Raw genomic sequence first — 13315 nt, forward strand, 5'->3', positions numbered from 1 at the left:
AATGTCGGCGCCCGTTGCAACTGCGATTCTTTGCGCCTATCGTGGCCAATAACTTATACACGGTAAATAGCATTGTACAAGAAAGCCCAATGGCCTTTGACGCTTTACTTTGATGGCGACTGCCCACTCTGCGCGCGCGAGATCAAGCTGCTCAGCGCCCATGCCACGCCGGACCGCCTGCTGTTCGTGGACATCAGCGCCGAGACGTTCGACGCGACGCCCCTGGGGTTCACTGCGGCGGACATGGCCTCATCGCTGCACGCCAGGTTCGACGATGGAACCTGGGTCACCGGCCTGGACGCAACGCTCTGGAGCTGGCGGGCAGCCGGCCTGGGTGTCTGGGCGGCACCGTTGTCATGGCGGCTGGCCCGGCCGCTGCTCAACATCGGCTATCGCCTGTTCTGCCGCTGGCGCCCGCACCTGGCCTGGCTGCCGCACCCTGACGGCAGCGCTCGCTGTGGCGCGCAGGGCTGCGCCGTTCCTGGCAGCCGGGCGACCAGAGCGGAAAAAAAGACCTAGACGTCCAACAGGCCATCAAGGAACGCGATGACCAGCTGGTTGAACGTCTCGGCCTGATCGTCGTGCACATAATGGCTGGCGTCCGCGACTTCGGCGGTGCGCACCAGCGCGTTGCTGTCGCGCATGGCTTGCAGCGTGGCTGCCGGCAGGAAATCCGAGCGCGCGCCGCGAATGAACAGCGTCGGGCAATCCAGGGCGCGCACCGCCGGCCACAGGTCGGTGGGCTCGATACTCAGGCGTGCCTCGGCAATGCCTTGCTGATCGTGGCGCCAAGTGATCACGCCGGCGCTTTCTTTCATCGAGTGTGCCAACCGGGAGGCCAGGCCCTGCGCCGACAGGCCAGGGCGTGAGGTCTGCCAGAACGCGCGGGCGGCGTCCCAGTTGGCGAATTGCAGCGGGGTCTGGTTCATCTCGCGGCGGATGCGCGCGGCGCCGTCACCCTGGCTTGAGGAGCCGGGGCCGATGTCTTCGATGATCAGGCCCGTCAGGCGGCCGGGGTTTTGTCGGGCGTATTCGAGGGCGTTGGCGCCGCCCAGGGAGTGGCCCAGCAGGATGAAGCGCTGCAGGCCTGCGTGGGCGACGAAGTCCTGCAGGTCGTCCACGTAGGACTGCGTGTGGTAGCTGGTGGGCGGTGCCCAGTCGCTCAGGCCGCGACCGCGCTGGTCCAGGGCGTAGACGCAGTAGGTGGGGCCGAGCGCCTTGACCAGTGATTCCCAGGTTTGTGCGTAGGCGCGCAGGCCGTGGAGCAGGACCAGGGGCGTGCCGTTTGGGTGGCCCCAGCGCAGGACGTGCAGGTTGAGGCCGGTGCGGTTGGTGAAGAAGCTGCTGGTTGGGGGCATTGGGTGGGTCCGCCGTGGGTTTAATGTGGGAGCTGGCTTGCCTGCAATAGCGGGTTGACGGTGTACATATCCGTTTCTGGAGTGACGGCTTGGATTGGTTCCGCCCTTACGGCGGGTCACTTTTGGAAAGAGCCCAAAAGTAACCAAAAGGCTCTTGCCCCACCACTCGGCACCTCGCTCAGGCTCGGTGTGCCCGCACGCAGGCTTGAATCCGTGGGCCGCCGCAATGGGCCATCCATGGCCCAGCGCGGCTAACCCGGCGTCCTGCCGGGTTACCCACAGATTCAAGCCTGCGTGCGGCCAGCGTGGTTGACGGGGCGCCTGAGATCAAAATCAAGATCAAGAGCCAGATCAAGAGCCAGATCAACGGCTGGATTGGTTAGAAACGGTCGAAGCGGTATGGGCTTGGGTCGATGATGGGGGGGTGGCCGCTGATGAGGTCCGCGGCCAGTTGGCCGGCGGCCGGTGAGGTGCCGAAGCCGTGGCCGGAGAAGCCGGTGGCGACGGTGAGGCCGGGGATTTTTTCGACGGGGCCGATGACCGGGTTGGAGTCCGGGGTGACGTCGATGGTGCCGGCCCAGGCCTGGGCGATTCGGGCTTGTTCGAACACCGGCCAGGCGGCTTTGAGGTTGTTCATCGCGTCGTTGTTCAGGCGTGGGTTGGCGGCCGGGTCCTGGGTGCGTACGCGTTCGAATGGGCTGATGCTGTCGGCCGACCAGCGTCGCGACAGGGCCAGGTCGTTAAAGAAGTATTTGCCCAACGACACGTTCAACACGCTGCGCTGCGCACGAAATTGGGGCATGTATTGCCGGGCCAGCAGCAGGTGGTCGAGGGTCAGGAACGCATCCAGCTTGCCGCGCTGGGTGATGATAAAGCCGCCGTCCTTGTGTTTGCGAAACGAAAAGTCCGGCGCGCCCACGGCGATTTCGGTGGGGCCTTGCATCGGGTGGGTGCGCAGCACCGAGCACGTCAGGGCCAGGGTCGGCAATGACACGCCGAGGTTGCCCAAAAAGCGCCGCGACCACATGCCACCGGCGAGCAACACCTGGTCGCAGCGGATTTCGCCTTTTTCCGTGACCACGCCGCTCACCTTGCCGGCCGACATCTGCAGCGTGCGTACCGCGCACTGCTCGATGATCACGACGCCCAGGGCCATGGCCGCCCTGGCGATCGCGCTGCTGGCCAGGGTCGGTTCGGCGCGGGCGTCGGACGCGGTGTAGATCCCGCCGGCCCACTCGCCCTGGCCACCCGGCACGCGCTGCGCGATTTCGCGATGACTGAGCAACTGCGAGTCCAGGGAAAGGTGTTCGACCGACTTGAGCCAGCCTTCATGCATCGCCATCTGCGCTTCGTTGCGGGCGACGAACATGATGCCTTCCTGGCGATAACCGACATCCGCGCCGACCCGTCCAGGCATTTGCGCCCACAGGCGGTCGGCGGCCAGGGCCAGCGGGATGTCATGGGCGTGACGGCTGGTCTTGCGTACCCAGCCCAGGTTGCGCGAGGACTGCTCGCCGGCGATACGGCCCTTTTCCAGGACCACCACCGCAATATTGCGCTCAGCCAGTGCCAGTGCGGCGGTCAAGCCAATGATCCCGCCGCCGATGATGACAACGCCGGTCGCGGAGGGGAATTCGGTGGACGTGTTCACGGGCGCAATAGTCGGGGCCATGATCAAGACTCGCAAAACAATAAAGGTCGGCCGCGCGAATGCACGGCCGCGTCACGGATTACTGCGCCAGGCGAATCACTTCGACCTGGGCTTTAGAGGCGTTGCGGTAAGCCGTCACCTCCAGTTCCACCTTGTAGACCGTCGAGCCCAGCGGCGGGCAGGTCACCGTACTGGCCGGGTCGACGCCGCGAAACTTCTCGCCGATCAGCCCCATCACCGCCGGTACGTCCGTGGGGTCCTGGATGAACACCCGCGAGCACACCACATCGGCCAGGCTGGCATCGACTGCCTTCAAGGCCGACTCGATGTTGGCAAACACCTGGTGCGTCTGCTCCAGAACGTCTTCGGGGATCAGTTTGGTCTGCGGATTGCGGCCGGCGGTATTGGAGACGTAGATCCAGTTGTCCACCACCACCAGGCGTGAATAGCTGGCCTGGTCTTCAAACGGCGAACCGGTCTTGAGTTTGATGATCTTGGTCATGTCGAAGGTCTCTTCAGTTGGATAAGAAGTGGCTCAGCGCAGCTCCGGGGTTTCCCACAGGTTCAGCTTCACGCCGATGCCCTGTTTGATCGCATTGCGGTACACCACCGTGCCCCACGCCACGTCTTCGACCGGCATGCCGCCGACCGACATGATGATGATCTCGTCATCGTTGCGGCGGCCCTGGGCATCGCCGGCGACGATCTTGCCGATGTCTTCCAGCTCTTCGCGCTGCATCGTGCCTTCGGCGATCATGTCCATGAACCGCACGCCAATCACCGGCACGCAGTGGTGCGCAGGCTTGGGCAGCTCATCGAACCAGGCTTCGTAAAGGCCGGTATTGTCCAGCACCTTGCGCACGTCGGCGCGTTCCATGCCCTCGTCCAGCGCGCAGGAGGCGGGCATCGCCATGAAGCATCCCGGCTTGACCCACTCGCGCCTCACGATTGGGTAGTTCGAGGGGTCGCCTGTCTCACCGGAGCTACAATAAGTAACAAGGTCGGAATCACGGACCACCTCTTCAAGGCTGTCGACCACTGTGATCGTGGTGATCTGCGGGTAGGTGTCCCTCACCCAACCCATAAAATCATTCAGGCTTTTTTCGCCACGACCCTTGATCTTCAACGTGTCGATATGCGGGCACACGGCGATGAACGCGGCGAGCGTGGTCTTGCCCATCACGCCCGGGCCGAGCAGGCCGACCACTTTGGAGTCCTTGCGGGCCAGGTGGCGCGCGCCGACGCCGGGGATCGCACCGGTGCGATACGCCGACAACAGGTTGGCGGACATGTGCGCCAAAGGGGCGCCGGTGTCAGGGTCATTGAGGGTGAACATCAGGATCGAGCGTGGCAGGCCTTTCTCGCGGTTGGCGATGTTGGAGCCGTACCATTTCACGCCTGCGGTGCAGAAGTTGCCGCCCAGATAGGCCGGCATCGCCATCATGCGGCGGTCGGCGGTGGGTTTGGGCATGTTGGGGAACGGCGAATCCTTCGGGAAAATCACCATCGCACCATGGGAATCGTTGTTCGGCCCGGCCATGCGGTAGTCGCCGCTGTACAGAAGGCCGAACATTTCCTCCATGGTATTCACACAGGCGAGCATGTCGGTCACGCCGGCGCGGATCATGTCCTGCTCGGACAAGTAGATGAAATCTATTTTTGCACTAGTGGCCATTATTATTCTCGACTCAAAGAGATACCGCTGCGGTAGGCGCTGCTCCCACGCTATCGAGGTCGAGTATCGGCGTGCGTGTGAGGGCGGTATTGTAAATTTCGGACATCGCGTTCCGAACGCCCCTTCAGAGTTGGCGCGAAAAATGCTGAATTTCACGCATATCACCCTTTGAAGGTTCGGTCATGCTCAACCCGTGTTCACCGCCCCTGCGGCAGCACACCGCTTACGAACAGCCCTGGTTCGTACTCAACTCATCGCGGTATGCGGTAGTGCCCTGCGAACACCCGGCGATTTCGCATTTCTATGCCTTCGACGTCGCCCACTCGGCCGACCTGCTGGCGGTGCCGGATGGCTGCGTGGACATCGTGTTCGATTGCGATGCCACGCGCCCCAGCGTGAAGATCTGCGGCACGCCGCTGCAAGCCCAGCGGGTCGAACTGCTGCAGGGCCATCATTACTTTGGCGTACGCTTTGCGCCGGGGGTCATTCCAGGTTTCATCAATGTCATGGCCGAGGACCTGACCGAACAGGAATGGGACCTGCTGCAAGTGTCGGCATTTGCCCAGAGCATCTTCGAGAACATCGTCAACGCCCCGCTGTTGCAGGACCAGATCAAGCTGTTCAACGACTATATGGGGCCGCGCCTGATGGGCCGCACCTCGAAACTGACCGCCATCGTTATCCAGCAGGCGCTGGCCCATCGTGGCGACCTGCGCATCCAGCACCTGGAAGACCTCAGTGGCTACACCAGCCGTACGATTCATCGCCAGTTCAGCCAGGACACCGGCGTGTCGCCCAAGACGTTCTTCCGCATCATCCGCTGCCAGGCCGCCCTGGACACGTTGAACAACCAGCGCGACGTGTCGTTCTCGGACCTGGCGCTGGACCTGGGCTTTTCCGATCAGTCGCACTTCCTGCGCGACTTCAAGAAGCTCGTCAGCACCACGCCCTGCGAGTACCAGCGCAAAATGCTGCAGAGCGCCTACAACGAGCGCATCCGTTTCGCCTGACCCCCTCACTTTCTCTGCGGCCTCCACGCGTTCTCCATAATTCCTTCACGGACCCTGCACGCTTGCCGCGCATCATCGGCACCCGTTGGAATACCCGATGCGCTCTACAGGTGCCCCATGCCCTCCGTCACACCGCCGATCCTGATCGTAGCCAGTGAAAAACTCGCCCGGCAATCCGCCAGCCAAACCCTCAAGGCCATTGCCCGGGCCTACCCCGGCAAGTTGTTCGCCACCTTGTCGCTGGTCGCGCTGGAGAACGCATTGCTGTTGGCCTACCCGCTGTTCGCCGGCTTTGCGGTGGACTCGATCATCCGTGGCGATGCCGCCAGTGCGTTGCTATATGCCGGCGTGGTGCTCGGGTTTTGGGTGGTGGGCGCGGCGCGCCGGGCACTGGACACGCGCACCTTTACGCGCATCTATGCAGACCTTGCCGTGCCGGTGATTCTCAACCAGCGCCTGCAACGCCACAGCACCTCAAAGGCCGCAGCGCGGGTGGTGCTGGCGCGGGACTTCGTGGATTTCTTCGAAAAGCATGTACCGATTATCGCCACCGCGCTGGTCTCGATCATCGGCGCGGCGGGCATGCTGTTGGTGATCGAGCCGTGGGTCGGCCTGGCGTGCCTGGTGGCGTTACTGCTGTGCCTCACCGTCATGCCCGGTTTTGCCCGCCGCAACCAGCGTTTGCACGAGCGCCTGAACAATCGCCTGGAAAAGGAAATCGGCCTGGTCGAAGCCGTGGGTGAGCACACCCTGCACCGTCACTACCATGTGCTTTCGCGCCTGCGCATTCGGCTGTCGGACCGTGAAGCCGTGGCCTTCCTGTGTATCGGCGTGGTCTCGGCGCTGCTGTTCGTGGTCGCCATCAGCCAACTGGCGCTGGCGCCTGCGGTAAAGGCCGGGCATATCTACGCGGTGATGACCTACCTGTGGACCTTCGTCAGTTGCCTGGATGAGGCGCCGTCGATGATCGACCAACTGGCGCGCCTCAAGGACATCGGCAAGCGCGTGGACCCGGGACTGGCTTGAGCGCCTGACCAATAACTCAAGCCGAATCCGATCCAAATGTGGGAGGGGGCTTGCTCCCGATAGCGGTGGGTGAGGTGAATTTCTCTGGCTGACACCCCGCTATCGGGAGCAAGCCCCCTCCCACATTTGGACTGCGGTGCATCAGATCGGTACCGATGGCCGGGCAACACCTCAGCTCGAGGCACGGCGCGTTTCCGAGGGCGACTCGCCAAACAGCTCGCGATAATGCGTGGCGAAGTGGCTCAGGTGAAAAAAGCCCATGGTCACGGCAATCTCGCCGACGTTCTTCTCGCTCGCGGAGGTCGCGATCAACTGCCGCCGCACTGCGTTGAGGCGCAGGTTGCGCAGGTACTCGACCGGGCGCATGTCGGTGACCGCCTGGAAACTGTTCTGCAGGGTGCGGCGGCTCACGCGCAGTTGCTCGCACAGATCCAGAATGCTCAACGGCGTATCGCCGCTGGCGATGATTAACTCCTGGCTGCGCCGGACCAGGTACGCGCTGACCGCGAAATTGCCGCGTCGGCCGCGCACTTCATCGCCGGCGTGGCTGAACAGATCAAGAAACGCCCCGAGCATTTCATCTTCCAGCATCTTCTCCGAGGCCGGGCTGATGGCGTGCGCATGTTCCAGAAAGTGACGAAACAGTGGGTGGATGCGCTGACGAATGCGCAGCAGTAACGCTTCATCCACGCTGAGCGCCGACACGCTGGTCAATCGCCTGAGCTGCTCGGCGGACAACTCGAACGCCGCCAGTTTGGCAAAGCGCACCGCATCGACGTTGAGCGAAAAAAAATGCGTGCCCTGGGGGGCATGCAGCACGAACTCCTCGGCATCGCGCAACAGCACCACGCTCTGCGCGCTTACCTGCTGCCCCTGCACCACCGGCGGGCTGCCCAGCGACATCGCCGCACACAGGCGGCCCTTGGGCGAGCGGCCATGCTGCACGACGCGCTTGTCCAGAACCTCCTGGAAAATCTGAAAACGATCCCCGGACAGCTGGCGCAGCTCGCTGTTCAGGCAGCCGCGACCGAGCTGGTCGTAGACCTGCTGCCAGCCCTGGATCGAGCCGGCGTGCTGTTGGGAGTCATTGAAAGTGCGCACTTGGGCGAACATACATGTCATTCCTCGGCGGCCTTTTTATTGTTCTTGGCCTGAAGCGGGGCTCAGTCATCCATGACGGCAGCGGACGTTGGCGCAGGCGCGATGCCGGCGTGGAAATCCAAAGCCAGTTCCGTGCCAAGCATGTGCAAACGATACGCTCCCGGTTCTATCGCCAGCGGCGCCAGTAACGCGCCGGACAACACCACCTGCCCGGCCTCCACCGGATGACCGTCGGCCAACAGGCGCCGCACCAGCCAGCACAGGTTGAACAGCGGGCTGTCCTCCCGCGCCTGGGTATCGCCGCTGCCCAGCAACACGCCCCCCTGCTCCAGCCGATAGGCCACGCAGGCATGCCGCGTCGCGTCGAACGGCACGCGCGCGCCCACACAGTAAAGGCCCGCGGCGGCGTTATCGGCCAGAAACGCACCAAGCCCGAACTGCCAGCCTTGCCAGCGGCAGTCGGCGATCTCGAACGCTGGCGCCACCTCGGCAATCGCCGCCAGAATCTGCGCGTCGCTGTAGTCACCCGGCGCCAGCGTCTGCCCGAACACCAGGGCCAGTTCCACCTCCAGCTTGGGCTGGATCAGCCGCCCGCACGCCACCGCACTGCCCGGCGCCACCGCCATGACCTGGGTAAGCGCGCCATACACCGGTTCATCGAGGCCAAAGCGCGCCTGCGCGGCGCGGCCGGCAAATGCCACTTTCCAGCCGCTCAGGCGCTCGCCGCCTGCCCTGCGTTGTGCCAGGCCCTGGCGCAGCAACGCGTAGCCTTGCTGCTTGTCGAGCGCCTCGGCCGGTAACGGCGCAATTGCCTGCACAACACGCGCGGCCTGCTGCAAGTGCGCGAGCACCTCGTTAACGCCGCTCATGACAGTTGCTCCGCCAGTTTGCGCAATACGCCGTCGAGTCGCTCAGGCGTGGTGATGGCGGCGACAAAACGGTCCGGACGCACCACCACGATGCAATCACGCACCCTGGAGAACCATTCACCCAGACGGTTATCCACGTCCTCCACACTCAGGGCGTCGCTGGCGGTCAATGGCTGGTTGCGTCCCACACCGCTGCGCGAACGATTGACCTGAATGAAACGCGTGCCCCACCCGGTCCAATACTCGGCCATGGCAGCGCTCACGTGTTCACGCGGGTTCACCCGATACCCTAGCACCGCATAGCCATCGCCGAGCATTTCGTCGAGGCGTCGGCGCTGGCCCTGGGCATCTTCGATGGACGGCTGGATAAACAACTGGCCGACCAGGTCGTCCTCGCGCAACTCGGCGCGCTCGTGGTGGACCAGGCCTTTGGTGATGGTGGCCTTGGGTTTGAACTTGAACTCCAGCAAGTGCGAACGCAGGTTGTCGACGCTGTTGACTGCCTGGAACAGCCAGTCGCGCACCCCGGCCATCAGCGGGTTGGTCAAGCCGAGGACGGCGCCCATGTTGTCGGCCAGGGCCACCAGTTCGGTCGCGTGGCCACGGCGCTCCTGATCGTAACTGCCAAGGATCGACGGGGCCGCGCGGCCCTGGATGATCGCCGCGAGTTTCCACGCCACGTTGGCCACGTCGCGCAGGCCGGAGTTGAGGCCCTGCCCGGCCCAGGGCGGAGAGATATGCGCCGCATCGCCGACCAGCGCCACGCGGCCTTCGACAAAGCGCGCCGCGACTCGCGAGTGGTGGGTGTAGGCACGAATACGGATGATATCGAGGTCGTTGACCGCATCGCCGATGTGCCCGTGGATCAGCCGGCGAATGGTCGCCTCTTCGCACATCTTCGCCTCGTCCTCGCCCTCCATCAGCATGAATTCCCAGCGTCGCTGCTGGTAAGGCAGGTAGATGCACACGAAAGGCCGCTGCGGGTCGGCATGCAGTGCGGTGAACGGCGCATCGAGGGTGTCGTTGGCGGTGTCGACCACCACCCATTTGCGCGGGTGGGTCAGCCCGAGCAGCTCGATGCCCAGTTGTTTGCGCACCGTGGAGCGCCCGCCGTCGGCACCGATCACGTAGTCGGCCTGCAACGCATAAACCTCGCCGTCGGCACCGCGCACCCGCAGGGTCACGCCCTCCCCGTCCTGAGCCAGCTCAAGCAGCTCGTGGCCCTGGCGCAGCTCGACGCCGGCGTGCCGGCCCAGGTGTTCACGCAGGGTGCCTTCGAGCAACTGCTGCATGAAGATGTTGCGCATCGGCCAGCCGTAATGCGCGGTACTCGGCTTGACCTCGGCAAAGCACACGCCGCGCGCGTTGTAATAGCGCAGCGGCACGTCGCAGATCATGTCGCGCACCGCCAGGTCGGCCATGCCGATGCCCTGCAATACGCGCAACGCCTCGTCGTCCATGCCCACGGCGCGGGGATACGGCAGGATGCCGTCGGCCAGTTCGAGGACCACGCAGTCGATGCCGTACACCCCCATGTAATGCGCGGCCGTGATCCCGTTGGGGCCACCGCCGACGATGACAACCTGGGTCTTCTCCTGCTTCATCGCTATTCACCGCTGTTCTTGTTGTGGTTGAGGTCCGCCAGCGCTCACGCCCGCGCCGTTATCAGTGCAGCCCGTCAACGCCCTTGACGTCTTCGGCGCGCAGGCCGCCCAGCCGTGCATGCAGACGCCCACGGGTGGCGAAGGCCCAGATCACCACCAGTTCATCCGGCGAAGGTCCGTCGCCGAACGTGATGGAAAAACTGTCGTAGTGCGAACGCACGTACAGCGCGTCCTTGTGCGCCAGCGGCACGTCGATGGTCGAGCCCGGGCCGCCGCGCTTGCCGGTGGACGGCACCCACGACTTGCCGCCGCCCAGAGCGACGCGGATCGGATCGGCGGCCGGGTTGGTCAGAAACGCGTTGCCGTGCTCGTACTCGCCGGCGCTGCCGACCAGGATCGCCTTGCCGTAGCTTTCAATCTTGCGGGAACCGGCCAGGGCCTGGATGCGCCGGCCAAACTCTTCACCCAGCAACGGCGACGGCTCGATCAATTGCGAAAGGTCTTCACTGTAGCGGCCGGCATACGGGTTGGCGATCACGGCGGCCACGGCGTATTTGAACACCGGTTCGCCATCGGCCAACTGGCCGGTTTCATTGGCCAGGGTTTCTTCGACGAAGCTGTACCATTTGCGGATGTGATAGCTGGCGAAATTTGCGGTTTTCATCAGGTGAACCTCGGTTCAAATCGGGTCAAGGGGGTCAAGCGTGATATTGCGACTCGGCGCACCGGCGGCCTTGAAGCGGGCCTTGCCGCACGCATCGTCATGCTCGGTCTCGAGAAAGAATTCCATGCGATTGTCATCGGGGTCGTTGAAATACAGACCGTTGCCGATTTCATGATCGGTAATTTTCACCACCTCCACCCCCTTCTCCAGCAACATGCCGTAGAGCTGGCGCAAGGTGGTCATGTCACCGTCGATTTCCAATCCGTAGTGTTGCAGGCCCAGCCCGCCCTGGTGGGCGCCGGGCTCTGCACGAATCAAGGCGATGTCGTGATGCTTGGTGCCAAACGCCATCATGACCCAGCTTTCGCCCCGGGCACTTTCATGCATGCCCAGGATGTCGGCGTACCAGCGTGCCGACACATCAGGATCACTCACAAATAGCGATAAGTGGGTCCGAAGGATTTTGACTTTCATCACCGGTAACCTCAGTTCTTCTTGACGATGGATAGATGCCCGGCCTTGATCTGCGCCACGGCAGGCGTCCACAGCACATCGGCGATCTCGCTGAACTCGCGCCAGTGCTTCTGCCAGCCGTCACCGCCGTTGTCGGACGTGAACAAGTGCCCGTACTTGGTGCCCGCCACGATCTGGCGCGGGTTGGCCGGGTTGAAGGCAATCGCCCAGACGCAGGAATTGGGTTGCTGCGGCAGCGGCAACACTTCCCAACTGACGGCGGCATCGCGGGAGATCAGCACCTTGCTGGTGGTGCCTGGGGTGCCGTCGGAAATGCTCAGGTACAGCGTGTCCTCGCTGCCCGGCGGCGCGTTCATGGCGCGCAGGTAGTACAGGCCGAACGCTTCGCGACCGACGATGCCGGTCCAGGTCAGGCCTTCATCGACGCTGCGGTACACCGCGTTGACGCACACCACCACGATGACCTTGTGGCCATGATTGGGCAGCACCACGATGTTGTGGATGTCCGAGTTGAAGTCCCACAGCAGGCGATCATCGACGCGGGTCCAGCTGTCGCCGCCGTCGCGGGAGTGGAACAGGCCGCCCTCCTCCAGGCCGAACCACACCTGGTTGCGGTCGGTGGAGTCATAGGCGAAGGCCAGCAGGCGCGGGCGACTGACGCCGTCGCAGAACTCCGGAATCTCCACCGGCGCGCGGTCCCAGCTCGCGCCGCCGTCCAGGGTGCGCCACAGCACGGCGCGCGAGGGCGCACCGGTGCCGACGAAAATCCGCTGGGCGTCCTGCGGGTCCACCGCCACTTTCCACACGGTCTGGCCATTGAACGGTGAATCGACCTGCTGCCAGCGCCCGCCGGTGTCATGGCTGACACACAAGCCAATATCGGTGCCGGCGTAGATCACTTCGGGCGTGCCGGGGTGCACGCTCAACGAGCGGGTAATTGCATCGAATTCCAGGTCCTGCCCCAGGCCCAGACGGTGCCAGGTCTTGCCATCGTCGGCGCTGCGGATCACCGCCTGGCCGACGGTGGCGACTAAAAGGGTGCCGTTACTCATCTCTGATACTCCTCAGATATAGATGCCACGGGTCAAACCACCGTCGATGCCGATGGATTCACCGGTCACCGCGCCTGCCTTGGGAGACGCCAGGAAGCCGATCAGCCAGCCCATTTCAATCGGTGCCAGGGTGCGGCGAATCGGTGTCGCGTCGATGTAGGCCTGTTCAACCTGTTCCGCGGTCTTGCCTTGCTTGACCGCTTCGCGCTCGTACAGCTCCTGAATATGCGGGGTATCCACCACGCCAGGGTGAATCAGGTTGACCGTGATGCCCGAAGGGCCGAGCTGGTCGGACAGGGTTTTGGTCATGTGGGCAATTGCCAGGTTGCGCATGCCCGACAGCACCTTGCTGCTGCGCCCGGTGAGCCCGCCGATGTTGATGATGCGACCGAAGCCTGCCGCCTTCATGTGCGGGGTCACGGCCTTGGCGCAACGGAAGTAGCCGATCACCTTGGTGTTGAGGTCCGACAGCAACTCATCGTCGCCCGCGTGTTCGATGTCATTGCGCACCACGCCCGAGGGCGCGGCGGCACCATTGACGAGGATGTCGATACGGCCGAAATGCTTGTACGCAGCATCGACCATCTCGGACACGGCCTTCATGTCATTGGTGTCACAGAACAGCGGCAGCACTTCATTGCCGGTCTGTGCAGTGATCTCTTCGGCAGCCAGTTGCAGGAACGCCATGCGCCGCGCGCAGATCACCACCTTGCAGCCTTCTTCGGACAAAAACCGCGCGACTTCCTTGCCGATGCCCATGCCGCCGCCGGTGACGATTGCCACGCGGCCTTTCAATTCCAGATCCATTGCCATTTCCTCTTGTGATTATGC

The 13315-nt window shown here is 63.6% G+C and carries 14 protein-coding genes; 3 read left to right on the top strand and 11 right to left on the bottom strand.

The window, feature by feature from the left end:
* Nucleotides 1-72: 72 nt before the first annotated feature.
* Nucleotides 73-519 (top strand): thiol-disulfide oxidoreductase DCC family protein, encoded by a 447-nt coding sequence (locus TU79_RS15750; RefSeq protein WP_057008830.1) that lies wholly within the window; start codon nt 73-75, stop codon nt 517-519.
* Here the strand turns inward: TU79_RS15750 and TU79_RS15755 are convergent.
* From TU79_RS15755 to TU79_RS15770, 4 genes are all read right to left on the bottom strand, one after another.
* Nucleotides 516-1358: an alpha/beta fold hydrolase gene (locus tag TU79_RS15755; protein ID WP_057008831.1), complete on the bottom strand. Its 843-nt coding sequence runs from the start codon at nt 1356-1358 to the stop codon at nt 516-518. The two genes, TU79_RS15750 and TU79_RS15755, sit on opposite strands and share 4 nt — an antisense overlap.
* Nucleotides 1359-1737: 379 nt before the next feature.
* Nucleotides 1738-3030, bottom strand: a complete 1293-nt coding sequence (locus tag TU79_RS15760) for an NAD(P)/FAD-dependent oxidoreductase (protein WP_057008832.1) — start codon at nt 3028-3030, stop codon at nt 1738-1740.
* A gap of 58 nt (nt 3031-3088) precedes the next feature.
* Nucleotides 3089-3511: a RidA family protein gene (locus tag TU79_RS15765; RefSeq protein ID WP_057008833.1), complete on the bottom strand. Its 423-nt coding sequence runs from the start codon at nt 3509-3511 to the stop codon at nt 3089-3091.
* A 33-nt stretch (nt 3512-3544) separates the two neighbouring features.
* The gene (locus tag TU79_RS15770; protein WP_057008834.1) at nt 3545-4684 is read right to left on the bottom strand and encodes an ornithine cyclodeaminase family protein; all 1140 of its coding nucleotides are present in this window, start codon (nt 4682-4684) and stop codon (nt 3545-3547) included.
* A gap of 182 nt (nt 4685-4866) precedes the next feature.
* Here TU79_RS15770 and TU79_RS15775 point away from each other — a divergent pair, with 182 nt between their 5' ends.
* Together TU79_RS15775 and TU79_RS15780 are read left to right on the top strand one after the other, a co-directional pair.
* Nucleotides 4867-5694, top strand: a complete 828-nt coding sequence (locus TU79_RS15775; RefSeq protein WP_057008835.1) for an AraC family transcriptional regulator — start codon at nt 4867-4869, stop codon at nt 5692-5694.
* 117 nt (nt 5695-5811) lie between these two features.
* Nucleotides 5812-6720: an ABC transporter six-transmembrane domain-containing protein gene (locus tag TU79_RS15780; protein WP_057008836.1), complete on the top strand. Its 909-nt coding sequence runs from the start codon at nt 5812-5814 to the stop codon at nt 6718-6720.
* A 171-nt stretch (nt 6721-6891) separates the two neighbouring features.
* On the opposite strand, the gene TU79_RS15785 is transcribed toward TU79_RS15780, so the two are convergent.
* The 7 genes from TU79_RS15785 to TU79_RS15815 all read right to left on the bottom strand — a co-directional run bounded on the left by TU79_RS15785 (nt 6892) and on the right by TU79_RS15815 (nt 13291).
* Complete coding sequence (locus TU79_RS15785; protein ID WP_057008837.1) at nt 6892-7833, bottom strand: helix-turn-helix domain-containing protein; 942 nt, start codon at nt 7831-7833, stop codon at nt 6892-6894.
* A 50-nt stretch (nt 7834-7883) separates the two neighbouring features.
* Complete coding sequence (locus tag TU79_RS15790) at nt 7884-8690, bottom strand: 2-keto-4-pentenoate hydratase (protein WP_057008838.1); 807 nt, start codon at nt 8688-8690, stop codon at nt 7884-7886.
* Nucleotides 8687-10294, bottom strand: coding sequence for a bifunctional 3-(3-hydroxy-phenyl)propionate/3-hydroxycinnamic acid hydroxylase (locus tag TU79_RS15795; protein WP_057008839.1), 1608 nt, complete (start codon nt 10292-10294; stop codon nt 8687-8689). The genes TU79_RS15790 and TU79_RS15795 overlap by 4 nt, the downstream gene beginning before the upstream one ends.
* A 61-nt stretch (nt 10295-10355) precedes the next feature.
* A complete protein-coding gene (locus TU79_RS15800; RefSeq protein ID WP_057008840.1) occupies nt 10356-10958 on the bottom strand; it encodes an amino acid synthesis family protein in 603 nt (200 codons plus the stop codon).
* Between the two features lie 15 nt (nt 10959-10973).
* Nucleotides 10974-11432, bottom strand: a complete 459-nt coding sequence (locus tag TU79_RS15805) for a VOC family protein (protein WP_057008841.1) — start codon at nt 11430-11432, stop codon at nt 10974-10976.
* A gap of 11 nt (nt 11433-11443) precedes the next feature.
* Nucleotides 11444-12484 (bottom strand): VPS10 domain-containing protein, encoded by a 1041-nt coding sequence (locus TU79_RS15810; RefSeq protein WP_057008842.1) that lies wholly within the window; start codon nt 12482-12484, stop codon nt 11444-11446.
* A gap of 12 nt (nt 12485-12496) precedes the next feature.
* Complete coding sequence (locus TU79_RS15815) at nt 12497-13291, bottom strand: SDR family NAD(P)-dependent oxidoreductase (protein WP_057008843.1); 795 nt, start codon at nt 13289-13291, stop codon at nt 12497-12499.
* Nucleotides 13292-13315 lie beyond the last annotated feature (24 nt).

The sequence above is a fragment of the Pseudomonas trivialis genome, assembly GCF_001439805.1.
GTDB classification, from domain to species: domain Bacteria; phylum Pseudomonadota; class Gammaproteobacteria; order Pseudomonadales; family Pseudomonadaceae; genus Aquipseudomonas; species Aquipseudomonas trivialis.

Excerpts from the sequence above, each read along its gene's own strand:
- TU79_RS15755 (WP_057008831.1), bottom strand. The coding sequence starts at position 1,358 with ATGCCCCCAACCAGCAGCTTCTTCACCAACCGCACCGGCCTCAACCTG.
- TU79_RS15760 (WP_057008832.1), bottom strand. The coding sequence starts at position 3,030 with ATGGCCCCGACTATTGCGCCCGTGAACACGTCCACCGAATTCCCCTCC.
- TU79_RS15765 (WP_057008833.1), bottom strand. The coding sequence starts at position 3,511 with ATGACCAAGATCATCAAACTCAAGACCGGTTCGCCGTTTGAAGACCAG.
- TU79_RS15770 (WP_057008834.1), bottom strand. The coding sequence starts at position 4,684 with ATGGCCACTAGTGCAAAAATAGATTTCATCTACTTGTCCGAGCAGGAC.
- TU79_RS15775 (WP_057008835.1), top strand. The coding sequence starts at position 4,867 with ATGCTCAACCCGTGTTCACCGCCCCTGCGGCAGCACACCGCTTACGAA.
- TU79_RS15780 (WP_057008836.1), top strand. The coding sequence starts at position 5,812 with ATGCCCTCCGTCACACCGCCGATCCTGATCGTAGCCAGTGAAAAACTC.
- TU79_RS15785 (WP_057008837.1), bottom strand. The coding sequence starts at position 7,833 with ATGTTCGCCCAAGTGCGCACTTTCAATGACTCCCAACAGCACGCCGGC.
- TU79_RS15790 (WP_057008838.1), bottom strand. The coding sequence starts at position 8,690 with ATGAGCGGCGTTAACGAGGTGCTCGCGCACTTGCAGCAGGCCGCGCGT.
- TU79_RS15795 (WP_057008839.1), bottom strand. The coding sequence starts at position 10,294 with ATGAAGCAGGAGAAGACCCAGGTTGTCATCGTCGGCGGTGGCCCCAAC.
- TU79_RS15800 (WP_057008840.1), bottom strand. The coding sequence starts at position 10,958 with ATGAAAACCGCAAATTTCGCCAGCTATCACATCCGCAAATGGTACAGC.
- TU79_RS15805 (WP_057008841.1), bottom strand. The coding sequence starts at position 11,432 with ATGAAAGTCAAAATCCTTCGGACCCACTTATCGCTATTTGTGAGTGAT.
- TU79_RS15810 (WP_057008842.1), bottom strand. The coding sequence starts at position 12,484 with ATGAGTAACGGCACCCTTTTAGTCGCCACCGTCGGCCAGGCGGTGATC.
- TU79_RS15815 (WP_057008843.1), bottom strand. The coding sequence starts at position 13,291 with ATGGATCTGGAATTGAAAGGCCGCGTGGCAATCGTCACCGGCGGCGGC.